This is a genomic window from Shewanella sp. W3-18-1, assembly GCF_000015185.1.
Classification (GTDB): domain Bacteria; phylum Pseudomonadota; class Gammaproteobacteria; order Enterobacterales; family Shewanellaceae; genus Shewanella; species Shewanella putrefaciens.
Map to the genome: position 1 here is coordinate 3159660 of NC_008750.1, position 25637 is coordinate 3185296.

General features: G+C 47.1%; 15 protein-coding genes. 10 read left to right on the forward strand and 5 right to left on the reverse strand.

Going from position 1 to position 25637, the window contains the following annotated elements; translation table 11 throughout:
* Positions 1–17: 17 nt before the first annotated feature.
* Positions 18–1031 carry a DUF3549 family protein gene (locus tag SPUTW3181_RS14420; RefSeq protein ID WP_011790039.1) on the forward strand — a complete coding sequence of 338 codons (1014 nt, stop codon included), beginning with the start codon at positions 18–20 and terminating at the stop codon, positions 1029–1031.
* The gene (locus tag SPUTW3181_RS14425; protein ID WP_011790040.1) at positions 1028–1414 is read left to right on the forward strand and encodes a DUF3301 domain-containing protein; all 387 of its coding nucleotides are present in this window, start codon (positions 1028–1030) and stop codon (positions 1412–1414) included. The genes SPUTW3181_RS14420 and SPUTW3181_RS14425 overlap by 4 nt, the downstream gene beginning before the upstream one ends.
* A gap of 593 nt (positions 1415–2007) precedes the next feature.
* On the opposite strand, the gene SPUTW3181_RS22245 is transcribed toward SPUTW3181_RS14425, so the two are convergent.
* Complete coding sequence (locus SPUTW3181_RS22245; protein WP_262917222.1) at positions 2008–2130, reverse strand: hypothetical protein; 123 nt, start codon at positions 2128–2130, stop codon at positions 2008–2010.
* A 572-nt stretch (positions 2131–2702) separates the two neighbouring features.
* Entirely contained in the window at positions 2703–3341 is a 639-nt protein-coding gene (locus SPUTW3181_RS14430; RefSeq protein ID WP_011790041.1) for a GNAT family N-acetyltransferase, read from the reverse strand.
* A gap of 150 nt (positions 3342–3491) precedes the next feature.
* Between SPUTW3181_RS14430 and SPUTW3181_RS14435 the strand changes: the two genes are divergently transcribed.
* Positions 3492–3725 carry a DUF2789 domain-containing protein gene (locus tag SPUTW3181_RS14435; RefSeq protein WP_011790042.1) on the forward strand — a complete coding sequence of 78 codons (234 nt, stop codon included), beginning with the start codon at positions 3492–3494 and terminating at the stop codon, positions 3723–3725.
* A 31-nt stretch (positions 3726–3756) separates the two neighbouring features.
* Here SPUTW3181_RS14435 and SPUTW3181_RS14440 read toward each other — a convergent pair whose 3' ends face one another.
* Positions 3757–4152 carry a DUF3192 domain-containing protein gene (locus SPUTW3181_RS14440; protein WP_011790043.1) on the reverse strand — a complete coding sequence of 132 codons (396 nt, stop codon included), beginning with the start codon at positions 4150–4152 and terminating at the stop codon, positions 3757–3759.
* A 145-nt stretch (positions 4153–4297) separates the two neighbouring features.
* Between SPUTW3181_RS14440 and SPUTW3181_RS14445 the strand changes: the two genes are divergently transcribed.
* Together SPUTW3181_RS14445 and SPUTW3181_RS14450 are read left to right on the forward strand one after the other, a co-directional pair.
* On the forward strand, positions 4298–4681 hold the full coding sequence (locus SPUTW3181_RS14445; RefSeq protein WP_011790044.1) for a hypothetical protein: 384 nt from the start codon (positions 4298–4300) through the stop codon (positions 4679–4681).
* Positions 4681–5454 (forward strand): Zn-ribbon-containing protein, encoded by a 774-nt coding sequence (locus SPUTW3181_RS14450; RefSeq protein WP_011790045.1) that lies wholly within the window; start codon positions 4681–4683, stop codon positions 5452–5454. The genes SPUTW3181_RS14445 and SPUTW3181_RS14450 overlap by 1 nt, the downstream gene beginning before the upstream one ends.
* A 98-nt stretch (positions 5455–5552) precedes the next feature.
* Here the strand turns inward: SPUTW3181_RS14450 and syd are convergent, their stop codons facing one another.
* Complete coding sequence (gene syd, locus SPUTW3181_RS14455) at positions 5553–6203, reverse strand: SecY-interacting protein (protein ID WP_011790046.1); 651 nt, start codon at positions 6201–6203, stop codon at positions 5553–5555.
* Between the two features lie 59 nt (positions 6204–6262).
* Here syd and queF point away from each other — a divergent pair, with 59 nt between their 5' ends.
* Positions 6263–7120, forward strand: coding sequence for an NADPH-dependent 7-cyano-7-deazaguanine reductase QueF (gene queF / locus SPUTW3181_RS14460; RefSeq protein ID WP_041408227.1), 858 nt, complete (start codon positions 6263–6265; stop codon positions 7118–7120).
* Between the two features lie 102 nt (positions 7121–7222).
* On the opposite strand, the gene SPUTW3181_RS14465 is transcribed toward queF, so the two are convergent.
* On the reverse strand, positions 7223–8146 hold the full coding sequence (locus SPUTW3181_RS14465) for a 4'-phosphopantetheinyl transferase family protein (protein WP_011790048.1): 924 nt from the start codon (positions 8144–8146) through the stop codon (positions 7223–7225).
* 392 nt (positions 8147–8538) lie between these two features.
* Here SPUTW3181_RS14465 and SPUTW3181_RS14470 point away from each other — a divergent pair, with 392 nt between their 5' ends.
* The 4 genes from SPUTW3181_RS14470 to SPUTW3181_RS14485 are packed head-to-tail and all read left to right on the forward strand — an operon-like array spanning position 8539 to position 25599.
* A complete protein-coding gene (locus SPUTW3181_RS14470; RefSeq protein WP_011790049.1) occupies positions 8539–9408 on the forward strand; it encodes a transcriptional regulator in 870 nt (289 codons plus the stop codon).
* Positions 9405–17339 (forward strand): type I polyketide synthase, encoded by a 7935-nt coding sequence (locus SPUTW3181_RS14475; RefSeq protein ID WP_011790050.1) that lies wholly within the window; start codon positions 9405–9407, stop codon positions 17337–17339. Before SPUTW3181_RS14470 ends, SPUTW3181_RS14475 begins: the two co-directional genes overlap by 4 nt.
* A complete protein-coding gene (locus tag SPUTW3181_RS14480) occupies positions 17336–19645 on the forward strand; it encodes a PfaB family protein (protein WP_011790051.1) in 2310 nt (769 codons plus the stop codon). Before SPUTW3181_RS14475 ends, SPUTW3181_RS14480 begins: the two co-directional genes overlap by 4 nt.
* On the forward strand, positions 19642–25599 hold the full coding sequence (locus tag SPUTW3181_RS14485) for a beta-ketoacyl synthase N-terminal-like domain-containing protein (RefSeq protein ID WP_011790052.1): 5958 nt from the start codon (positions 19642–19644) through the stop codon (positions 25597–25599). The genes SPUTW3181_RS14480 and SPUTW3181_RS14485 overlap by 4 nt, the downstream gene beginning before the upstream one ends.
* The last annotated feature ends 38 nt before the right edge of the window (positions 25600–25637 follow it).

Here is a 25637-nt window from a genome sequence, read left to right on the forward strand (position 1 = left end):
ATCCGTATGGCAACCCAATGACTGAAATTACAACTTTAAGCCAGTTTTTAACGACCGCAAAAACCCAATTTCAAGTGTATGATCTTGGCCGTAGGGTACAACACATTGATATGTTAGCATTCCATCAAATCGAATCCCTTGCTACGCCCTATCCTTACCCTATTCAAGGACATGCACAATTTGCAATCGTGTTTTGGGATGCGAGTCAGCAACACTTTATTTGGTTTCTAAAACTGGCTTTAGATGAACAAGGGTTGCTCTCACCTGCTCCACGTTCACAATTTATTGAAATGGTATTATCGGCGCTTGGGCAAGATCCAACTCAACCACTGAGTAATGAACAACAGGAGCATCTTGCAAATAACCCTTTTAGCTTTACACCAAGCCAGGAAAAATTAGCAGTCTTTAACGCCTTAGTTCGTAAACAATTAGGGCAGCATGCATCAGTTCAATATGAATTTGCCATGCAATATTTATCGGGACAAATTGCGCCAAGTCAATGGCAACATATTGGTATACAAGGCATTGCAGATGTATGCGTTCGAGCAAATGAACTCGACCATGAAGCAAAACTACTCACCAGTTTCGATTCGGCAGCCATTGAAGTACAAATTGCCCTTTGCCAATGCTTAGAACATGTACAAATTAGTCCCTTGCTTGCCAACAAAATCTTAAACAAACTCACCGCAGCAGAGCCTGAACATAAAGCGTATTTTCTCAGGGCATTAGCATCAAATAGCGAACTAAGTCAAAAAGCGTTAGCCCACTTGCATCAAGGATCTAACCTAGATGCAAATACCCTCATAAGTATCGCTGGACGCAATTGGACTGTGCTAAAGCAGGAGTTAAGTCGCAGTATTTACTTAGAAGCGCTTGCACTACAGCCCCAAACCTTTTTTAATCAGATCTTTGCTGATATTGTGGCAATCCCTAGTTTACGCAATCTATTACTAGGTGAATTAAGAAATCCCAATCGAAGCATTCAACTATCACAAGCCATCGGTGGTTTGTTTAAGGCAGCAAGTAAATGATGTCAGATCTACTGTTAATTATTGCGGTTGTTGTCATTGCCGCATTTTTTTGGCAACTACGTCAAATGGCAGAATTAAGCCGTATTTTTGCCGATAAAGAATGTTGTCGACAGAAGGTTCAACTTTTGGCAATTGCAATGGAAACTGCGCGCCCAAGCCTAGGTGGAACCACAGGAATTTGTTGGAAAGCAAAGTACTTATTTGAATTTAGCACCGATGGTATTAATCAATATCGAGGTCATATTTGGATGTTGGGTAAGAAAATTCAAAAAATTGAATGGCCGATATTCCCAGAACCTGAATGGCATGAAGCCCCCACTGCACAAGGCAAGTTTGGCGGCTGCGGCAGTCAAGGTGGGTGTAACTCGGGGAAATGTCACTAAAACCCTAGTATTGCCAAATCCAAATAACGTCATTTCCTAAAGTATTCACTAACGACGGCCAATTGACTAAAAAGAAAGGGTGTGATCCTAAGATCACACCCTCTGGTTCTCTGTTAAGCCATCCTGCTATTATTGTGCTCCCTGCACCATCCTTGCGAATTCGAGCATCCTGCATCATCCCTGATCAATCCCTGATATTTCCCTGTATTGACATACATTCCTATTTCTTAGCTATCCTTATGCTAAGCTTGCTCTTTCTTGAGCGGTTCCACCATCATCCATGAAATAGGGTAAATAGCATCCTTTCAATCGCACTCCATGTGCCATTGCCGTCCCTATGCAACTAAGTTATCTATCCCTGATAAGCAGTCTTTCCATCTACAAAGCCAATTCTACGCTAGCTAACTTCTTGCTTCTTAATAGAGATAGAATGATGTTAATTGCAATATAAAAGAAATAATCAAAAATAACTTGTAAGCCATTAATATAAATCAGCTTTTAAATAAGGAAATGTTTTTTTCTTTCTATGGATTTACAAATAACTTACATATATGTGAGAGATATCTCACACAGAATCAGGCAATTTGAATATTTTAGGCGATGAAAAAATTCAGAAAGACAAAAAGAAAAGGGCGCACCCAGTGCGCCCCATTTATCCCTTGTAAGCCTTCCTGCTTAATGAGTGCTCCCTGCACCATCCATGCGTTCGTTTGCATCCAGCATCGTCCTTGAATCCCTTTTTATCCCTGTGTTTAAAGTAAACCTTTAACACTCAGTCCTTTGAACCGAATATCCTGCTTCGGATCCAACCATATCCTATGGCTTAGTCCTGTTGCATCCTGCATATTTCTCTTCCTGATTGAGTATAAGCTGTTCACCCTTATACTTATCCTTGACTCGATACATCCTATATCGAGTAGATGCTTAATCCCTAAGCGTGTCCTGTATCCATCCTTAAATCAAAATTCATTGCTTCCTGCGTCCATTTGGCCTGTGCTGCAATCTATGCAATCCATTTAACTTGGCCATGAGAGAATTCTACGCTAATACGTATTTTTTTGTTCTACTCAAAGAACACTCACAAACCAAAATTTCAGCCATAAATCTATGCAAACAACCTAACCAAATGAATTAAAAAAGATTAGCTGACATGTGATTACAAAACAATCAACAAAGAAAACATTTTATCCTACAACCTTTGTAAGCGATCTCTCACAAGAGCATGAGCTTCTCACTTTACGTCCCCGTCATCCTTCCTAAACCAAAATCAGAAAAACGAGTGAAGCGTTCATTCATCTTGTTGCCCCGCATAAAATAATAATTGTCCTGAGATACTGCCAATAGTCAGTTCACCTAAGGAGACAAAATCGTGCTGAGTGAACAAATGGGTATGGCTTTCCTGTGCTGCAAACACGCCAATACCATCGAGTTCACGCTGCTCATCGCACCAGCTAACAACGGCTTGTACAAGTTGATGCCCTAAACCTTTATGTTGTTCGCTTGGCGTTAAGGCAATAAATTGTAGGATCCCACAACGATTACTTGGCAAGAGTTCAACAATACTCGATTCTTTTTTCATAATAGATTGAGTAGATTGCCAACCCGTTCCGAGCAACATTTTTAAACGCCAGTGCCAATATCGTGCCTCTCCTAATGGGACTTCTTGAGTAACAACACAAACCACACCCACTAACCGCTCTTGATCAAACAGACCAATCAGTGCCTGTTTTTGCTGCCACAACGAGTTGAGTTCTTCACGAATTGCTGCTCGTAATTTTTGTTCGTAGGCAGCTTTATCTGAGGAAAACAAAGATTCAACAAAGAAAGGATCATCGTGGTAAGCGTTATAGAGGATGGAAGCGGCAACCCGTAAATCTTCAGCAGTCAAATACACTGCACGGTACTCGTCCAAGGTATGGTTGTCCATAAGTAGAATTCCTTGATTTAGATCACACTCTTAATAGGTATAAATCAATGTATCAAGGAAACTAAAAAGTGCAAATTTTAATCAAAGATTGCATTTTTCCATCAGACGCATACCCTAGAAGCTAACGCATATATTGAATAGGGAAAGTCAATGGATACCACTCCAGTAGATTTAAGCCATTTGTTTGAACAACTCGGTCTAGATAATCAACCCGAAGCTATTACTCAGTTTATTGCTAACCATAAGATTGACCATCAAATACATTTAAGCGAAGCGTCCTTTTGGACCGAAGCCCAAAAGAACTTTATTACTGAGGCCTTAGAAGCTGATGCGAAATGGACTCAACTAGTTGAACAGTTAGATACTCAACTTAGAAAAGCCTAATTATCTTTAATGCTTTAGTGGGGAATAGTTTCTAAATTTTACTGTATGCCGTTTCACCCCACCCTACTAAAGCATTATTACTGATGACAATGGGAGTGCATTCATCCTTAGTTGTTTTACCATCACTGTGAGTGTGCTGGGTGCGATAAAACAACACGATGACTTCTTTATTAACATCGCCATTTTGGATATAGGCTTCGCTAAAATCGGCATTTCCCATAATGATCATCACTTGATCCTTAGTCATACCTAAACTTAATTGGGTTAAATTATTACGATTTTTATGCTGTACTTTTTCCCAAGATTCGCGATTTTTCCAATGGGATTCTCCCTCTCCAACATTGACCACGCAGCCACTAAGACCTAAGCTTGCAACCCCTAAAAAAGTGAGACCCATTATTGTGCGATTTAATTTAGTGTTCATCATATGACATCCTGTGTAATTGTTATTGAGATGCAATTAAAAGCAAAACAGGTGCCAAGATTTAACACATTGTTTTATAAATCAAAATATAACAATCATCTGCATATTGGTTTATTATCACGCAATAAATTAAGGAATTTCACTCATTATGAGCAACATTGACCAAGTATTAGCTGTTGCACGTGCTCTCGAAGCTAGCGGCAAAGTACCAAGTTTAGCGTTAATCAAAACCCGTTTAGGTAATAGTCTGCCGTTACCGATATTAATCCAAGGTTTACAACAATTTAAAGCTATGCCGAAAGCTGAACGTGAGCGCTTAGCTGAATTAATAATCACAAATCCGATTGCAGCAACAGCTGATACAAATGAAGCCTTAACCCTAATGGCTCTTTCTGCTCGCCTCATTGCCCAACAACAGCATTTTGAGCATTATATCCAGCAACAAAATACAGAAATCGTTCAATTAAAGAATGAACTGCTTGTGCTTAAAGAGCGGATCAGTCTATTAGAATCCCAAGGAAAAATGGCTTAATGTTTGTTACTGAACTGCGTTTTGAATGCTTTGCCGACACGACCATCTCTGCCGCAGAAAAGGCCATCAATCAACTCCTTGAAGCCTATAGAGCTAACGGCCAAATATTAGGGCGAGAATTTGCTGTCGCCTTTAATGACGGCGAGTTTAGGGTGCGTTTGCTGCTACCAGAGAAATCCAGTTTAGCCTATAAATACCATAGTCCTTGGGTCAAGAAAGCCTTAGCAGAATTAACCGAGGCCAAACTCCTCGCGCCTCGGGAAAAATTTATCGGTCAGGACATTAATTCTGAGGTCAGTAATACTGAAACTCCCAGCTGGCAATTGTTGTACACGAGTTATGTACATATGTGCTCGCCCCTGCGCAGCGGCGATAATCTTCTCCCCATTCCCTTATACCGACTCCCCGCAACCTTCAATGGCGATCATAAACGTATTATCCGTTGGCAGAGCGAATGGCAAGCCTGTGACGAGCTGCAAATGGCGGCGGCCACTAAGGCTGAATTTGCCGCGTTAGAGGAGTTATCGAGTCCAGACAGTGATTTATTTCGTAGAGGTTGGGATTTACGTGGTCGTATCGAATATCTGACTAAGATCCCGACCTATTACTATTTATATCGAGTTGGGGGCCAAGATCTCGCCTCAGAAATGGCACGGCCTTGCCCACGTTGTGGCAATCAACATTGGAAACTCGATGAACCTTTATTGGATATATTTCACTTTCGCTGCGAGCCTTGCAGAATAGTGTCAAATCTATCTTGGGATCATCAATAATATCTGCTTATCCCGTTGCAAAACTCAGCCTAAGACAAGCCACACAGAAGTTAAGCGTTAGCACTTAGGTTGAGAGGAAAGCATTTCGCTCACGAGTGTTAACCTTTGCCGAAGAGGTTTTGCCACATACGTTTAATGTTAGCGAAAATACCTGGATGATCTAACGCGGGCATAGGTAATTCTTCATGCTTAACGGGTGGTGCTATCCGTGGTGATAATGCTTCGATAAACGCAGTCAAACTCGTGGATAATTGTTCAGATTGCTCTTCTCCTGGAATTTCAATCCATACGCTGCCATCACTGTTATTAATGGTAAGCATTTTATCGCCCTCATCTAACAAACCGATAAACCACGTTGGCGGCTGTTTCAGTTTTTTCTTCATCATCAGATGACCAATTACGTTTTGCTGTAGACATTTAAAATCATCATCGTTCCACACTTGCAGTAACTCACCTGTTCCCCATTTTGAGTCAAATAGTAATGGGGCTGAAAAATACTGACCGTAAAATAGATGGATATCAGGCCATAAAGGCAGATCTAGCGCATGTTCCACATTGGTAAAACTACCGACTTCATCACGCTTAACAGGCTGCCAAGCGATGGGTTTGTCAGAATCAGCAAAAAATTCACCTTGAATGCATACAGAAGGCTCACCTTGCGGGTAATATCGCGGTAATTCGCCTAAAGTAGTTAGGTAAGCTTGATGATAGTTTTGCAAAAATTTATCTAGCGCAGGCAGACAAGACACTTAAGCACAATCCAATTTCAGGTATAATGTGCGCCTATTTTGACATGGAAACAGTATTGATGACAAAGAATCACGCCCCTTATAGTGATGCCAAAGCGCTTACTGGCCTAACATTAGGTAAAGCCACTGACTACCAAGCCGAGTATGATGCTTCGTTGTTACAAGGGGTTCCTCGATCACTCAACCGTAACGCGATCAATCTTACGGAAGCCTTGCCTTTCCACGGTGCCGATATCTGGACGGGTTATGAGCTGTCTTGGCTGAATACCAAAGGTAAACCTATGGTTGCCATAGCCGAGATCCATTTAAGCTATCAAAGCCTAAACCTAATTGAGTCAAAATCTTTTAAATTATATTTAAATAGTTTTAATCAGACTAAATTTAGCAATATCGATGCAGTACAAAAAACCTTAGTCCAAGATCTTAGTCACTGCGCTCAAGGTGATGTAACGGTAAGGATTATTGAACCTAGAAGTTTCGGTTCTCAACGCATAGTAGAGTTACCAGGCACTTGCATAGATGATCTCGATATTGAAGTCAGCGATTATAGTTTTAACCCTGATTACTTAGAAAACAGTACTGATGATAAACAAATAGTGGCGGAAACGCTTAATTCAAACCTACTGAAATCTAACTGTTTGATCACATCGCAACCTGACTGGGGTAGCATAATGATCCGTTACCAAGGGCCTAAAATCGATCGCGAAAAACTGCTGCGCTATTTGATTTCTTTCCGCCAGCATAATGAGTTTCACGAGCAATGTGTTGAGCGGATTTTCGTCGATTTAAAGCGGTACTGTCACTGTGCCAAATTAACGGTTTATGCCCGTTATACCCGCCGAGGTGGTTTAGATATCAACCCCTATCGCAGCGACTTTGAACAACCCGGTGAAGGCCATCGACTGGCAAGACAATAAGCTGGAAAGGTAATAAGCCGCTTTACCGCATGGGATTGAAGCTAAAAACGCTCGATAACCGTATTAATAAATAGCCCTGCCATTTAGCAGGGCTTTTGTTAATTAAGACGAAATATTAAGTAATGTTTCTATACTCAGCATTTGCATCGAAAGCCTTGTCGGCAGGACTGAATGCCCCACATGTAGGCGGTTCGCGTCTGTAGAAGCCAAACTCAGCGCAAAACGATATTCTCGATTTAATCTGCCAAAACAAACATGCCAACAGTAAGAATCGGCTGTATTAAGCTGATTCAATCGAACATTTCGATATATACCTAGCCTTGGAGGGATCTTAAGTGCGCTCCCGTGTTGCCTACCACAGCGCTTAAGCTCAATAAATTCTATCGGATTTGTATTAACTTGAGTGCATATATAAGGATCATCTAACTCCACACCATCATCGCTAAAGTTATCCCAATTTAAATCCGCTAATTCAAAAGCGAAGGATTTAAGTGACTGAGCTAAACCTAATCCAGTGGCTTTAATATAGGACTCTTTTAATGCCCAAAGATCGAAAAAACGTTGCCGCTGGGCCGATTCATCTGCCAATGCCAGCAGTGCTTCGGTTTCTTGGTGGGAGAAATAATGATTCAGGATTGGATAAATATCCGTTTTGGGGCGCGACCTCTCAATATCAACACCAAATAAACAAGGGCTTGTCTCTTGATGCTTAACAACACCAATTAATAACCAGTCGCCACTATGACTTAAATTAAACTCGAGCCCTGTTTGTTGCTTTTGCTTTGCCGTTAAACAGGGTTTTCCCTTAAGACCGTATTCAAAGCACCAGTCTTTTGGATATAAAGTCGCCACTTTTGATAACACTAAACGCAGTGCCGCCCTAACCTGCAAACCATTTATTTGCGCTTTAGGTGCTCGATAACGCATAACTTTTGAGAGTTCATCCTCACTTAACAACACCTTAGCATGTGTTTGTAGCTCATCATTTATCTCCCCTAATGGGATAAAAAACAGTTCGATATGCATCGAACACTCCTCATGCAATGCCATTAAAGCGATGGTGTGAAATAAAGATCACTTTATTTCGATTAAGCTGAATTTATGGCGCTATCTTACCCTGACAATGTAAAAAACCGCAGTATTCACTTTATCAACTGGAAAATCTGTTGAATCTTGCCAATCTCTGCAATACCCATCCAAGTGCACAAAAATAGCATCAAAGTGCCTTTCCCCTTAAATTCTAGTCCCACATGATTGTATCGACTCAAAACCTCAGGTAATCTGCATCCCCATTGCATTGCCTCTAAGCATAAATTCTAGGATTAGTGTGCCATTTTACGAGAGCACGTCATCGACCTCATCTTATAGATAGGTAGTAAACAGTCCCAGTAGATTATGTCGGATGATAATTATTATTAATGACCACTAGCGCAACTGATGAAAAGCCCTCGGAGAAAACGGGAAAGCTTGGAGCGAGTCGAGAAGAAAAGCACACTCAATCGAGGCATAGCAATGCGACTACCACGCCTGAGATGAGACTCTTTATTCAGCAATCGGATCTGAGTGTGAGTCAGCTTGCCAAAATTCTAAATATCACCGAAGCCACAGTTCGCAAATGGCGTAAACGTGAGTCGATTGTTGATTGTCCCAATACTCCGCATCACCTCAATACCACGCTCACACCGATGGAAGAATATGTGGTTGTCGGCCTAAGATACCAATTAAAACTCCCCTTAGACCGGCTACTAAAAGCCACTCAAACCTTTATTAATCCCAATGTGTCGCGCTCCGGCCTTGCCCGCTGCTTAAAGCGCTACGGCATATCGCGGCTCGATGAATTTGAAGCACCACAAGTACCCGAACGCTATTTTAATCAATTGCCTGTGACGCAAGGCAGCGATATCCAAACCTATACGGTCAATCCAGAAACCTTGGCCAAAGCCCTCGCATTGCCGAGTACCGACGGCAATACTGTGGTGCAAGTGGTGTCACTCACCATACCGCCGCAACTCACTGAGCAAGCGCCAAGCTCAGTACTATTAGGCGTAGACACAGCAAGTGATTGGATTTACCTCGATATTTATCAAGACAGCAATACCCAAGCGACCAATAGATATATCGCCTATGTCCTCAGACATGGGCCGTTTCATTTACGAAAGTTGCTCGTTCGCAACTATCACACCTTCTTAGCCCGTTTTCCCGGTGCCCATGGCACGCCAAAGACAAGCGCGGCTGGATCCCAAAACAAGGTCACCGTATCCAGGTCGACCCGTGGAGACTCTTTATGAGCCATACCCCTTCTGTACCTAATTCTGCGACTGAGTCAAAAAAAGATAAACGACTCAACAAACGTTTAAAAGATATGCCTGTTGCCATCGTCGGCATGGCCAGCATCTTCGCTAACTCGCGTTATTTAAATAAGTTTTGGGATTTGATCAGCGAAAAAATCGATGCCATTACTGACATCCCAGACACCCATTGGCGCGCCGAAGATTACTACGATGCCGACAAAAGCAAAGCCGATAAAAGCTACTGTAAACGCGGTGGTTTTTTACCAGAAGTCGACTTCAATCCAATGGAATTCGGTCTGCCGCCCAATATTCTTGAGCTGACAGATACCTCGCAACTGCTGTCGCTGATTGTCGCCAAAGAAGTGCTTGCCGACGCCAATCTGCCCATCGATTACGATCGTGATCGTATCGGCATCACCCTAGGGGTTGGCGGTGGTCAAAAAATCAGTCAGAGCTTGAACTCGCGCCTGCAATATCCAGTGCTTAAAAAAGTATTCAAAAGCAGCGGCCTGAGCGATGAAGACAGCGAAATGCTGATCAAAAAGTTCCAAGACCAATATATCCACTGGGAAGAGAACTCTTTCCCTGGGTCCTTAGGCAACGTCATTGCAGGCCGTATCGCTAACCGTTTTGATTTTGGCGGCATGAACTGCGTAGTCGATGCAGCCTGTGCGGGCTCGCTCGCTGCTATGCGTATGGCGCTAACTGAACTGACCGAAGGTCGCAGCGACATGATGATCACCGGCGGCGTCTGTACCGACAACTCGCCGTCCATGTACATGAGCTTCTCAAAAACGCCAGCTTTCACCACTAACGAAACCATTCAACCCTTTGATATCGATTCAAAAGGCATGATGATCGGCGAAGGGATCGGCATGGTCGCGCTTAAACGCCTTGAAGATGCCGAACGCGATGGCGACCGAATTTATGCCGTCATCAAAGGCGTTGGCGCCTCATCGGATGGTAAGTTTAAGAGTATTTATGCGCCGCGCCCTGAGGGCCAAGCTAAAGCTCTCGAACGCGCTTACGACGATGCAGGTTTTGCCCCGCACAGCATTGGCTTAGTTGAAGCCCATGGCACGGGTACTGCCGCAGGTGATGTGGCTGAATTCAACGGCTTAAAATCGGTATTTGCCCAAGGCAACGACACAAATCAACATATCGCGTTAGGTTCAGTGAAATCCCAAGTGGGCCACACTAAGTCCACCGCAGGTACTGCGGGGGTGATCAAAGCCGCGCTAGCGCTGCACCACAAGGTATTGCCTGCGACCATTAACGTTAGCAAGCCTAATCCAAAACTGAATATCGAAAGCTCACCATTCTATTTAAATACCGAAACTCGCCCATGGTTCCAGCGCGCCGATGCAACGCCGCGCCGTGCTGGTGTAAGCTCCTTTGGTTTTGGCGGCACGAACTTCCATCTTGTATTAGAAGAATACAAACCTGAGCATAGCCGTGACGAGCAATATCGTCAGCGCAGTGTGCCGCAGACGCTATTGTTTGCCGCAGCCAATAAAGCCGCGCTGCTTAGCGAGTTAAAAGCTGCGCTGAGCCAAAGCGTGAACACGAGCGCAAACGCGAATAAGAGCAGCGCTGCGAGCCTGAACGCTATCGCTCAGCAATATCCGCTGCGCCCACTGGCAAGCACAGATGCCCGTTTAGGTTTTGTGGCTAAGGATATCGCTCAGCTGCAAGCTCAGTTAAATCAAGCCATCTCTCATCTAGAAAGCAGTGCGCATTTAGAAAGCGGGCACCTAGAAACCAGCGCAAGCGAGGCATGGCAATTACCGTCAGGGATCAGCTACCGCTCCCATGCCTTGGTCGCTAAAAATGAATCAAAGAAAGTAGCCGCCCTGTTTGCCGGTCAAGGTTCACAGTACCTGAACATGGGCCGCGAACTCGCCTGCCATTTCCCCGAAATGCGCCAACAAGTGACGGCCAGCGATAAGGTATTTGCTCACCACGGCCAAACGCCGTTATCAAACATCCTTTATCCTATTCCGGCATTCGATGCCGATGCAGTTAAAGCCCAAGAAGCGGCGCTGACCAATACCCTGTTCGCTCAAAGCGCCATTGGCGCGATTTCAATGGCGCAATATTCGCTATTAACTCAAGCGGGTTTTGCCCCCGATATGGTTGCGGGTCATAGCTTTGGTGAATTGTCAGCCCTTTGCGCGGCAGGCGTGATTTCCAATGAAGATTACGTCGAACTGGCCTTCGCCCGTGGGCATGCCATGGCGCAAGTGCCAAGTGATACCGCGAGTAAAGCAGTTGATTTAGGAACCATGTTCGCCATCATTCTTAAGCAAAAGAATGATATCGATGCGCTCAATCGCTGTTTAGCCCAGTTTGATGGCGTTAAAATTGCCAACTACAACGCACCGACGCAATTAGTTATCGCAGGTGGCACAGAACAAACTCAGCTGGCCGCGAAAGCCATTAGCGAACTGGGCTTTAAAGCGATTGCCCTACCCGTCTCAGGCGCGTTCCATACCCCATTGGTTGGACACGCACAAAAACCCTTTGCCAAAGCCATTGATAAAGCTAAATTCAGCGCACCTTCAATCGCACTTTATGCCAACGGCACGGGTCAATTACACCCAACCGATGGCAAAGCGATTAAAGCAGAATTTAAACAACACATGCTGCAATCGGTTCGCTTTAGCGAACAACTGCAGGCCATGTATGACGCTGGCGCTCGGGTGTTTGTTGAGTTTGGCCCTAAGAACATACTGCAAAAGTTAGTTGAAAATACCTTAGGTGAACACTTAAATGAGCTTTGCCTTGTCAGCATGAACCCGAATCCTAAGGGCGATAGTGACAGTCAATTACGCTTAGCTGCAGTACAACTCGCGGTAGCCGGTGTGGCGTTAACTGAGGTTGACCCCTATCAAGCCGTAACGTCACAAGAAATTGCCGAACGTGAAGCGCCATCAGCGATGAACATCAAACTCACAGCCACTAACCATATTAGTGCTGCAACCAAAGCTAAGATGGCGAAATCCCTCGCCACAGGCAGCGTGACTAGCCAAGTGCAATATGTGGATCGCATCGTTGAAACGGTTGTCGAAAAAGTTGTTGAGAAAGAAGTCATAGTCGAAAAAGTGGTTGAAAAAATAATAGAAGTGGAAACGAATCAAGTGGCAACTGTTGAAATGAAACAAAAATCCCCAAGTGTTGCGCAAGGCTTAAGCAATCACCAGCAACAAGCGACGGCCCAGTTGAGCCCAAGTACAGCAAGCGTCAGCGGCGATGCGTTAACGGCATTTTTCAGCGCACAATCTCAAGCGGCGCAATTACATCAACAGTTTTTAGCTATCCCGCAGCAATATGGCGATACCTTCACGACACTGATGACAGAACAAGCCAAGATGGCAAGCCTTGGCATTGCAATCCCTGAAAGCCTGCAACGCTCGATGGAAATGTTCCACCAGCATCAAGCGCAAACCCTGCAAAGCCACACCGAATTTATGCAGCTACAAAGCAGTAGCAGCCAAGCGGCCTTGGCGATGTTAAACAATGCACCGATTAACTTTACTCCAGCAGTTGCAAGTCAGCCACGAGCAACTGCGCCGGCTCCAGCATCTGTTGATCCAGCGCCTGTTGCTGCAACGACAATGCCACATAATGCTGCACCAGTGACTCAAGCTGTTGCAACGGAAGCGGTTAGCACACCTGTTGCACCTGTTGTGCAAACCGCTCCCGTTGCTTATTCACCTGCTGTGACTGTACAAGTTGCGCCTGCCGCTCCTGCATTAGTCATGCCTGCTGTAGTGATGCCAGAAGTGACACCTGCGGCACCAGCAACGAGCGGCTTAAGTGCTGGACTTGTTCAGGCTTCTGAAATCGAGAGCACCATGATGGCTGTGGTTGCCGATAAAACAGGCTACCCCACTGAAATGCTGGAACTTGGCATGGATATGGAAGCCGATTTAGGTATCGACTCTATCAAGCGCGTTGAAATCCTAGGCACAGTGCAAGATGAACTGTCGGGTTTACCCGAACTTAGCCCAGAAGATTTGGCCGAGTGTCGCACCTTGGGTGAAATCGTTGACTACATGCAAAGTAAACTTACACAAAATGACAAGCTTCCAGCAGTGGGTTCAATTATCGTAGCGCCTATTACTACTGCAAATGTGGCAACTCAAGTGGCAACAGCCGCACCTGCCGTTAACGGTTTAAGCGCTGCGTTAGTACAACAAACCATGATGGCTGTGGTGGCTGACAAGACAGGCTATCCGACTGAAATGCTGGAGCTCAGCATGGATATGGAAGCCGATCTAGGTATCGATTCTATCAAGCGCGTTGAAATCTTAGGCACAGTACAAGACGAACTGCCGGGTTTACCAGAGCTCAGCCCAGAAGATCTGGCCGAGTGTCGTACCTTAGGTGAAATCGTTGACTACATGAACTCTAAACTGCCAGCAGTGGGCTCGGTTTCAGCTCCAATAGCAACGTCAGTCACAGTTGCAACAAATAACGGCTTAAGTGCTGCACTTGTTCAACAAACCATGATGGCAGTGGTAGCCGACAAGACGGGCTACCCCACTGAAATGCTGGAACTGAGCATGGATATGGAAGCCGATCTCGGTATCGATTCAATTAAGCGCGTTGAAATCCTAGGCACAGTGCAAGACGAACTGCCAGGTTTACCTGAGCTCAGCCCAGAAGATTTGGCCGAGTGCCGTACTTTGGGTGAAATCGTTGACTACATGCAAAGTAAGCTTACACAAAATGACAAGCTACCAGCAGCAGGTTCAGTTGTAGTTTCTACAACAGCACAAGCTGCGCCTGCCGCCAACGGTTTAAGCACTGCGTTAGTGCATGCTTCTGAAATCGAGAGCACCATGATGGCTGTGGTGGCCGACAAGACGGGCTACCCCACTGAAATGCTAGAACTGAGCATGGATATGGAAGCCGATTTAGGTATCGATTCTATCAAGCGCGTTGAAATCCTAGGCACAGTGCAAGACGAACTGCCGGGCTTGCCTGAACTCAATCCTGAAGATCTGGCCGAGTGTCGCACCTTAGGTGAAATCGTTGCACTCTTTTCGAAAGAAATAGGGCAAAGCAAGCTAGGCCAAAACGCGGTAAGCCAGAATGCTGCGCCAGTTAGCGCTGTCGTTCAGCCTGAACCTACTATCGATTTACCACCACATGATTTACCACCCCATAGCGAGGTGGTGCTAAAAAAGTTGCCAGCGGCGGCTGAGCTAACGCAACTATCGCCACAGCAATCGTCAAAGCAATCAGCGCAACAAGGTCTGCCACGCGTTTTTGCTAAAGATGCCTGCATTATCATTAGCGATGATGGTCACAATGCTGGCGTACTTGCTGAAAAATTGCATGCTCAAGGTCTAACTGTTGCGGTTGTGCGCTCGCCAGAAAGCCTTGTAGCCAGTGCATCACCGCTCAATAGCCACATTGCCAGCTTCACATTGGCGGCGATTGACGATGCCAGCATCAGCGCAGTGATTAATGAGATCAAAAGCTTAGGTACGGTTGCAGGCTTTATTCATCTGCAACCACAACATAAAACCTCAGCCGATGCGAAAGGTTTAGTGTTGTCCAGTGCCGCCAAAGCGTCGGTCGAGCAAGCGTTCTTGTTCGCCAAGCACTTACAACCGTTTTTAACAACAGCAGCAACCGCCAATACTGGTAGTAGTTTTATCAGCGTCAGTCGTATCGACGGTGGCTTTGGTTATCTTAACCACAGCCAAATTGCCCGCAGCGAGTTAAACCAAGCGGCATTGGCAGGTCTGACTAAAACCTTGAGCCACGAGTGGCCGAACGTGCATTGCCGCGCCTTAGATATCGCGCCAGCACTTGATGCCAAGCAACTGGCCAATGCGGTGATCGCTGAGCTCTTTGCAACCGATAACGTATTGGAAGTCGGTGTTAGCCAAGGCGCAGCCCAAGCACTTGAGCGCGTAACCTTAGTTGCTGGCAAGGCTAATACCCGCCACAACGCGGCAAACTTGACCAGTGCAGATAAAATTCTGGTGACTGGCGGCGCAAAAGGCGTGACCTTTGAATGTGCGCTAAGTTTAGCCAAACGCAGCAAGGCGCACTTTATCCTTGCCGGCAGAAGCAGCCAACAAACCATTCCCGCTTGGGCACAGGGTAAAAATAACAGCGAACTTAAAGCCGCTGCCATTGCCCACATTCAAAGCTTGGGCGAGAAACCCACGCCAAAACAAGTGGATGCCTTAGTATGGTCAGTGCAAAGCAGCCTAGAAATTGCAGCCGCACTAGAAGCCTTTACCGCCGTGGGCGCGAGCGCCGAGTACTTAAGTCTCGATGTAAACAATCCAGATGCGATCGCCAGCACTATAGTGCCGATCACCGAGTTGTCGCCGATTACTGGCATCATCCATGGTGCGGGCGTACTCGCTGATAAACACATCCAAGACAAAACTTTAGATGAGTTGGCACGGGTGTATGGCACTAAGGTCACAGGCATTAGCAATCTGCTTGCCGCACTGGATTTAGATAAATTAAAACTGATTGCCCTATTCTCTTCGGCAGCGGGTTTTTACGGCAATACCGGCCAAAGCGATTACGCTATGTCCAACGACATACTCAACAAAGCCGCACTGCAACTGGCGCAGCAACTGCCAAATGCCAAAGTGATGAGCTTCGATTGGGGCCCGTGGGACGGCGGCATGGTGAATCCTGCGCTGAAAAAGATGTTTATGGATCGCGGTGTTTATGTGATCCCGTTAAAGGCGGGTGCTGAGTTATTTGCGAGCCAATTACTGAGCAACACAGGCGTACAATTGCTGGTCGGTACTGACATGCAAGGCAGCGCACCTCATGACGACACTTCTAATAAATTGCAAGAGACTGAAGGTAGCAATCTAAAAAAGCCTGAAGCGGATCTGACCACTGACGCGTCGGGTCCGCATGCTTTGGCATCAACACTTGCTGCAATCGCTTTCACGCGACCGCTAACACTGCAGCGCACACTGGACCCTAAGGCAATGATCTTTATTGAAGATCACTGCATTAACGGTCATCCCGTATTACCGACAGTGTGCGCGATTCAGTGGATGCGTGAAGCCGCCTTTGATGTGCTTAAGCAGCCTGTCAAAGTGCAAAGCTACAAGCTGTTGAAGGGCATTATTTTCGACACTGCCGTGTTACAAAATGGAGTGTTAGAAAGTGAAGCGCCAATCACGCTAGAACTTGAACTTGCACCGATTGCGTTAACGGATAACGCCGCGACAAACACTGACGAGCGCTTGAGTGAACAATTCAGTGCCTTAATCAGCTTTGAAGGTCGTCCGCAATATCAGGCCATCCTAGTCGTTGATGATGCTGTTGATGACGCGGCGAGTGATTACTTAGCCACTAACAGCAAAGCAACAGCCTTTGACGCGCAAAGCTTGGCGGGACTTTCTGTCATCACAACCGCGAGCAGCCTTTACAGCGACGGCACGCTTTTCCACGGCCCAAGACTGCAAGGTATTGAGTCTGTATTGAAATTTGACGATGCGAGCTTAATCGCCAAGGTGAGCCTACCCCATGTTGCGTTAGCGGACTGCGGGAGTTTTGTGCCCAATCTGGCCCCTAAAGGCTCACAAGCTTTTGCGGAAGATTTGTTGCTACAGGCGATGCTAGTGTGGGCGAGACTCAAATATGGCGCGGCGAGTTTACCATCAAGCATTGGTGAGTTTATTTCCCATGCGCCGTTTGCCTTTGGCGATAAAGGGTATCTAGTGCTCGAAGTAGTAAAACACTCTGGCCGTGCCCTTGAAGCCAATATCACGCTGTATCATCAAGATGGCCGCTTAAGCTGTGAGATGAACAACGCCAAAGTCACCATCAGCAAAAACCTTAACGGTGCATTCTTAGCTAATAAAGTTGCTGCTAATCAAACCGCAGCGAATAAAGCCATTGAAAGCGTGGAGGCAAAAGTCGAGTGAACTTAACCCACACTTTAGCAACGCTACATAGCGGCCAAACTGAAACCTCGATAGCTGACACGGCTATGACTGAAAAGCTTGCCAAGCCACTGCGTATTGCAGTGTTGCTTGGCGACGCGGTCAATCTTGACTCTCACTCAGCCCAAATATTAGAGACGTTTGCGGAACGTGAAAGAGTTCAAATTTGCGCTTTAGATGCTGCCCCATCTACAACACAAGAGCCGACAGCTCATGAACCAAAAGTGCATGAACCGTCAGTGTATGAGCAAAGCTCGCTCACTGCCTTGTTAGGCCAAGCAACAACAGCCATTGAGCAAGGCAAGCTCGTTGAACTTAAATTCAATGATGGCAATCAGCCCCAGCCTTTGACTCAGTCCCTGTATTTGCTTGATGGTTTACGCGCCGCCAAACTGCGTCTTCACGCCCACGCGTTTATTGCTGGCTTTGCCGCTGGCAATGAGACTACAGGTGTTGTAAATGCAGGTGTTGCTAATGCAGCGGCTGTTGCAAATGCGGCGTTAGTGGCGGCAAAGCGCAGCCCTGCACAAACCGTTCAGCATCAGCTCGTCGCCAACACACTCAACGAGGCATTTGTTGCGCTGCGCCAAGGCGTAACCGCCCTCGCTGCGCGAACACAAGCGCCGCTTCATGGCGCAACTGATATTAAAGCGGCAAGCGGCACAAATCATCAAGCAGGCTATTGGTTTAGCGGCCAACATCAAGCGCGGGTGTTGTGCCTAAATCTTGTCGCAAAAACGTCAAATCAAACGGGTGAGTCTCGAAATCTAAGCCAAAGTATTGTGCTGACCCAAGGCACACAAGTTATCGCGCCCAAAGCTCTTGTTGATGAAAACCGGCTGTTTGTGCCGATAAGTGGTGACAGTATTAATGAGCTAAAAGCAAAACTGTTTCAGTTGCTTAGTTCACTAGAGATTGGCGCACTAAACACGTCATTTGCATCACATCAACTCGCATTCTTGTTTGAACGCTATGATGCCAACGCAACACTGGCATTAGTCTTGATGGCGGCATCGATTGACGACCTCAAACTTGAAGCCAAAGCTATGCTTGCGGCGCTTGAAAATCATGCAGTGCGTCATCATGGTCAACACTTTAAAACGCCAGCGGGCAGCTGCTTTACCGCTAAGCCGCTAGAGGATGCGGGGCTGACCTTTGTATATCCCGGCGTTGGCACTGTTTACGCCAATATGTTCAATAACTTGCATGAGTATTTCCCCGCGCTGTATCACCAACTGGAGCGTGAAGGCGATTTAAGCGCCATGCTGCAATCACCGCAGATTTATGCCGAGAATATTAAAACCGCAGCAAGCATGAGCTTAAGCCAGCAAGCGATTAGTGGCGTGGGCGCCAGCTATCTATTCACTAAGCTGTTGACCCAAGTCTTTAATATTAAGCCAAAAATGGCGCTCGGTTACTCAATGGGCGAAGCAGCCATGTGGGCCAGCCTAGATGTGTGGCAAACACCCCATGCTATGATCAACGCCACCGAAAATAGCGATATTTTCAACCATGCCATTTCTGGCGAGCTAACCGCAGTGCGCCGAGCATGGCAGCTTAAGGATAATGAATCCATAGTGTGGAACAGCTTTGTGGTGCGCGCCAATAGTCATGAAATCAAGGCATTATTGCCAGAGTTCCCTCGCGCCTACTTAGCCATCATTCAAGGTGATACCTGCGTCATTGCCGGCTGCGAAACAAGCTGTAAAGCCCTGCTTGCAAAGCTAGGCAAACGTGGGATTGCCGCCAATCGCGTCACGGCAATGCATACCGCACCTGCCATGCTAGTCCACGGGCAAGTACAAGATTTCTATACTCAAGCGTTAAAACCTGAGGCACTGAAACCTAAGGCGCTGGAAGCGGCGGCGCAAGATCTGCCTATTCGCTTTATTAGCGCAGCACAAACTGCGCCAGTAACCGTGGATAGCCACAGCATTGGCCGCGCGATTGCTGATACCTTTTGTTCGCCACTCGACTTTAGTGCGCTCATTCAAAATGCCACTGAGCAAGGCGCAAGGCTATTTGTCGAAGTGGGCGCCGATAGGCAAACCAGCACACTTATCGATAAAATCAGCCATGCCCATGCAGGCCAAAGCACGGCGAACGAGGCAACAGTCGCCATTGCTTGCAATGCCAAGGGTGCCGATGCGATTACCAGCTTACTCAAGTGCTTAGCTCAGCTGATAAGCCACAGAGTGCCGCTGTCGCTCGCGCCGCTCATTAAGCCATTAAGTACTAATGCAGCCCCTTTATCATCAGCAGTATCACCACAAGGAGAACCCCAGTGAGTTCTCAGCATTCCCCTACTATTGATAAAACTACCGTGCCTACCATTGCGTCAAACCGCGCATCAAAAAGTGCGTCAAAAATTGCGATTGTCGGTCTTGCGACTCAGTATCCTGACGCCGATAATCCCCAAACCTTCTGGCAAAATCTGCTGGATAAAAAAGACTCTCGCACCCAAATCAGCCGCGAGAAGCTCAATGCCAATCCCGCCGATTACCAAGGTGTGCAGGGTCAGTCTGACCGTTTTTACTGTGATAAGGGCGGCTACATTCAACACTTTAAGTTTGATGCTAGGGGCTATCAACTGCCTGAGTCCGCCTTTGACGGTTTAGATGAAAGCTTTTTATGGGCACTCGATTGCAGTCGTAAAGCCCTGCAAGACGCAGGGATTGCCCCAAGCGATACCGTACTGGCGCGCACTGGTATCGTAATGGGAACCTTGTCGTTCCCCACGGCCCGCTCTAATGAATTATTTTTGCCTCTGTATCATCAAACCGTTGAAAAGGCGCTGCAAAAGAAACTTAACCAAAGCGCATTTCAGCTGGCTGATTTTGGCAACTCAGTTAACGATCTCAATGCCAATAGCCAAGCATTAAACGTCGCCAATGGCGCGGTTGCCCATACAGCCTCAAAGCTGGTCAGCGATGCACTCGGTTTAGGTGGCACTCAGTTAAGTCTCGATGCCGCCTGCGCCAGCTCGGTTTATGCGCTCAAACTCGCTTGCGATTACCTGACCACAGGCAAGGCCGATATGATGCTTGCGGGCGCAGTATCGGGCGCTGATCCTTTCTTTATCAACATGGGATTCTCAATTTTCCACGCCTACCCAGATCACGGTATTTCGGCGCCCTTTGATAGCAACAGCAAAGGCTTATTCGCCGGTGAAGGCGCTGGGGTTTTGGTATTAAAACGCTTAGAAGATGCCGAGCGCGATGGCGACAACATCTATGCGGTCGTCAGCGGCATTGGTTTGTCGAACGACGGTAAAGGCCAGTTCGTATTAAGCCCCAACAGCAAGGGCCAAGTGCAGGCCTTCGAGCGCGCCTATAGTGCAGCAAACACACTGCCTGCCAATATCGAAGTGATTGAATGCCATGCCACGGGCACGCCGCTTGGGGATAAAGTCGAACTCGCCTCGATGGAACGCTTCTTTGAGGACAAACTCGCGGGCTCTGCAGTGCCGCTGATCGGCTCGGCAAAATCCAACTTAGGCCATTTACTCACAGCCGCGGGCATGCCGGGGATCATGAAGATGATTTTTGCCATGCGCTCGGGCCGCTTGCCGCCAAGTATTAATTTATCGGCGCCGATATCCTCACCTAAGGGTTTGTTTAGCGGTAAAAATCTACCGACAGAACTGCATGCGTGGCCCGATAAAGCTGGCAATGACCGCCGCCACGCGGGTGTTTCCGTGTTTGGTTTTGGCGGCTGTAACGCGCATTTATTGCTGGAATCCTATGTACCAGCAAATACCAGTAGCAAACATCAGCAGAGTACAGCCCAAGTAAGCTATCAACATACACCATTAAATATCATTGGCTTAGCATCGCACTTCGGGCCTTTATCCTCCATAAATGCGCTGGATAACACCATAAGCGCGAAGCAAGATGCCTTTATCCCGCTGCCCGCTAAACGCTGGAAAGGCTTAGATAAACATCCTGAGATCTTAGCTAACTTTGGCTTGCCCTCTGTACCGCAAGGCGCCTATATCGACCAGTTCGATTTTGACTTCCTGCGCTTTAAAGTGCCGCCCAATGAAGACGACCGCCTGATCTCCCAGCAACTGCTGCTGATCAAAGTAGCCGATGAAGCGATTCGTGATGCTAACTTAATGCCAGGTGGCAAGGTGGCCGTATTAGTGGCGATGGAAACTGAACTCGAATTACACCAGTTCCGTGGCCGCGTAAATCTACACACCCAACTGGCAGACAGTCTTAAAAAACAAGGGATAACACTCACGCAAGCCGAGTATCTCGCCCTTGAAAAAATCGCCATGGACAGTGTGCTCGATGCCGCCAAACTGAACCAATACACCAGTTTTATTGGCAACATCATGGCGTCACGTATCGCATCCCTTTGGGACTTTAACGGCCCTGCCTTTACCATTTCGGCGGCGGAGCAATCGGTCGCTCGCTGTATCGATGTGGCCGAAAACCTGTTATCCCAAGAGTCCTTAGATGCCGTAGTGATCGCCGCCGTCGATTTAAGTGGCAGTCTAGAGCAAGTGATCCTCAAAAATGCCGTATCACCAGTGGCATTTACTGCCACTGACACAGGCTGGAAAGTCGGTGAAGGTGCAGGCGCATTAGTGCTCACGACAGCGCAATCAAGCATTGAAGTTCGCAATAACGATGCCAATGCCCAAAGTAATAGCAACAGCTATGGCGACAGTTATGGTCACATCAGCGGCCAAGTGTTTGGCCCTATGTGTGACCCACAAGGTCACAGCAACGCTGCGCGTATTTGCGATGATTTGCTAACCCAAGCCAAGGTGAATAGCAGCCAGATTAGCTTGATTGAAACTAGTATTGCGGTTGAGCAACTTGCCGATTCAGAGCTGGTACTCAATACGCTGCTGCCGAGTGTGAACCAGCGCAGCCAAGCCGCTGATACCCTAGGCCACAACTTTGCCGCTGCGGGTATGGCGAGTATTTTGAGCGCGCTGTTGCAGCTTAAAAATCAAGCGCAACTTAACAAGCATTCTTCTCAAGCTCAGCAGCACGCGCTCGTAGCGACGTTTAGCCAAGGTAAATGCTCGCAGTTACTGCTCAGCCAAAGTGCCACGCAAGCATACAATTTGCAGCAAAGGCTAGATCAAGATTTAACGCTTTCTGAGCAAAAACACTTAATAAAACAAGTAACGCTCGGTGGCCGCGATATCTATCAGCATATCCTTGATACGCCGCTCGCAGGCCTTGATGCTATACAACAAAAAGCCCAAGCCATGACAGCATTACCAGCGCGCAGCCAGCGCAAACATTTGGCCCAAATAGCGAGCAAAGACACGAATAGCTTTGCAACAAGCAGCCCAACCACGGCTCAACAAAAAGAGACATTAAGCAGCATGCCAATTAATGCCCTAAGCACCAATAAAAACGCCACTCAAGCAGAGCTAAAAGACGCGGCATTTTTAAGCAATCAGCAACTCGCCCGTGAAGCCCATTTAGCCTTTTTACAAAGCCGTGCTGAAGGCTTGAAACTAGCCGATGCCTTGATGAAAGCCCAGCTTGCCAGCGAGTTAGCCGTCAATGGCCAAGCTGCGCCAGTACAACAGCAAGCCATTGTTCAGGCATCTGCGACAGCGGTTCTTCCACATCCAGTGCTTTATCCCAATCATGCAAAAGTGCCTGAGTACACGCCGCCAACACCGATAAGCAAGCCTTGCATTTGGGATTATGCAGATTTAGTCGAGTACGCCGAAGGTGATATTGCTAAAGTATTTGGCCCAGATTACGCCATTATCGACAGCTATTCGCGTCGTGTACGCCTGCCAACGACTGACTATTTGCTGGTATCTCGGGTAACGAAATTAAACGCTCAGATGAACCAATATCAGCCTTGCACTATGACCACTGAATACGATATTCCTGTGGATGCACCGTATTTGGTCGATGGCCAAATCCCTTGGGCCGTGGCGGTCGAATCGGGTCAATGCGACTTGATGCTGATCAGCTACTTAGGTATCGATTTTGAAAACAAGGGCGAGCGCGTTTATCGCCTGCTCGATTGCACCTTGACCTTCCTTGGCGACTTACCGCGCGGTGGCGACACCCTGCGCTACGACATTTCCATCAATCACTTTGCCCGCAATGGTGATACCTTGTTGTTCTTCTTCTCCTACGAATGTTTCGTGGGCGACAAGCTGATCCTGAAAATGGATGGCGGCTGTGCCGGCTTCTTCACCGATAAAGAACTGGCCGACGGCAAAGGCGTTATTCACACCGAAGCCGAAATCAAAGCGCGCAACCTAGCCTTGAATAATCCGAATAAACCGTGCTTTAATCCGCTGCTTGATTGCGCGCAAAACCAATTTGATTACAGCCAAATCCATAAACTGCTCGGCGCCGATATCGGTGGCTGTTTTGGCGGCGCACACGCGGCGCATCAAGCCCAATATGGTTTGCAGCCCTCTTTATGTTTTGCATCTGAAAAATTCCTGATGATTGAACAGGTCAGCAATCTTGAGGTGCATGGCGGTGCGTGGGGTTTAGGCTCAGTTCAAGGCCATAAGCAGCTCGAAGCTGATCATTGGTATTTCCCGTGTCATTTCAAGGGCGACCAAGTGATGGCGGGATCATTAATGGCCGAAGGCTGTGGTCAATTACTGCAATTCTTTATGCTGCATATTGGGATGCACCTCGGTGTAAAAGACGGTCGTTTCCAACCGCTAGAAAATGCGTCACAAAAAGTGCGCTGTCGCGGTCAAGTTTTGCCGCAATCTGGCCTGCTCACCTATCGCATGGAAATCACCGAAATAGGTATGAGCCCGCGCCCGTATGCTAAGGCGAATATCGATATTTTGCTCAATGGCAAAGTGGTCGTGGATTTCCAAAACCTTGGGGTGATGATCAAAGAAGAAGCCGAATGCACCCGCTACCTCGCGGATAATCATGCCAGCACAGCTAACAATACAACTAAAAATGTAGCTAAAAATACTGCTTCGGCTGCGCCATTGGTTTCAACACCAGTATCGTTAGCGGCGCCACTGATGGCACAGTTGCCTGATTTAACTGCGCCAACCAACAAAGGCGTAGTGCCGCTAAAGCATGTGGCTGCGCCGATTGCGCCAGCGGATTCAAAGTACGCCAACCGCGTGCCCGATACCCTGCCGTTCACGCCGTACCACATGTTCGAATTTGCCACTGGCGACATCGAAAACTGCTTCGGCCCCGATTTCAGTATCTATCGCGGCCTTATTCCACCGCGCACGCCTTGCGGTGATTTACAGCTGACCACCCGCGTGGTTGCGATTGACGGCAAGCGCGGCGAGCTGAAAAAGCCCTCTTCGTGTATCGCTGAATACGAAGTGCCCGCAAGTGCTTGGTATTACGATAAAAACAGCCATCATGCCGTGATGCCCTATTCTGTGCTGATGGAAATATCACTGCAGCCAAACGGTTTTATCTCAGGTTATATGGGCACCACCTTGGGCTTCCCCGGCCAAGAGCTATTTTTCCGCAACTTGGACGGTAGCGGTAAGCTGCTGCGCCATGTGGATTTACGCGGCAAGACAATCGTAAACGACTCACGTTTGTTATCGACTGTGATCGCTGGCAGCAACATCATTCAGAATTTCAGTTTTGAATTAAGCTGCGATGGCGAGCCTTTCTACCAAGGAAAAGCGGTATTTGGTTACTTCAAGGGCGATGCGCTGAAAAACCAGTTAGGCATAGACAACGGCAAGACAACTCAGCCTTGGCATGTGCAACATGGCATAGTAGCCGATAGCCAAATCAATCTGTTAGATAAACAACATCGCAGCTTTAACGCACCAAAAGGTCAACCACATTACCGTTTAGCGGGCGGTCAACTTAACTTTATCGACAAGGCTGAAATCGTGAAAGCCGGCGGTAAAGCGGGCCTTGGCTATTTATACGCCGAGCGCACCATTGACCCAAGTGATTGGTTCTTCCAATTCCATTTCCATCAAGATCCTGTGATGCCAGGCTCATTAGGGGTTGAAGCCATTATCGAGCTGATGCAAACCTATGCGATTGACCAAGACCTTGGCGCGGGCTTTAACAATCCAAAATTCGGGCAGATTTTATCGGATATCAAATGGAAGTATCGCGGTCAAATTAACCCATTAAACAAGCAGATGTCACTGGATGTGCACATTACCAGCGTGACAGACGACAATGGCAAACGCATCATTATGGGCGATGCCAACTTGAGTAAAGATGGTCTGCGGATTTATGAAGTTAAAGATATCGCCATCTGTATTGAAGAAGCCTAGCGAGTTTACGCTGTTAGAAAGACGCTAATCTCGAATAA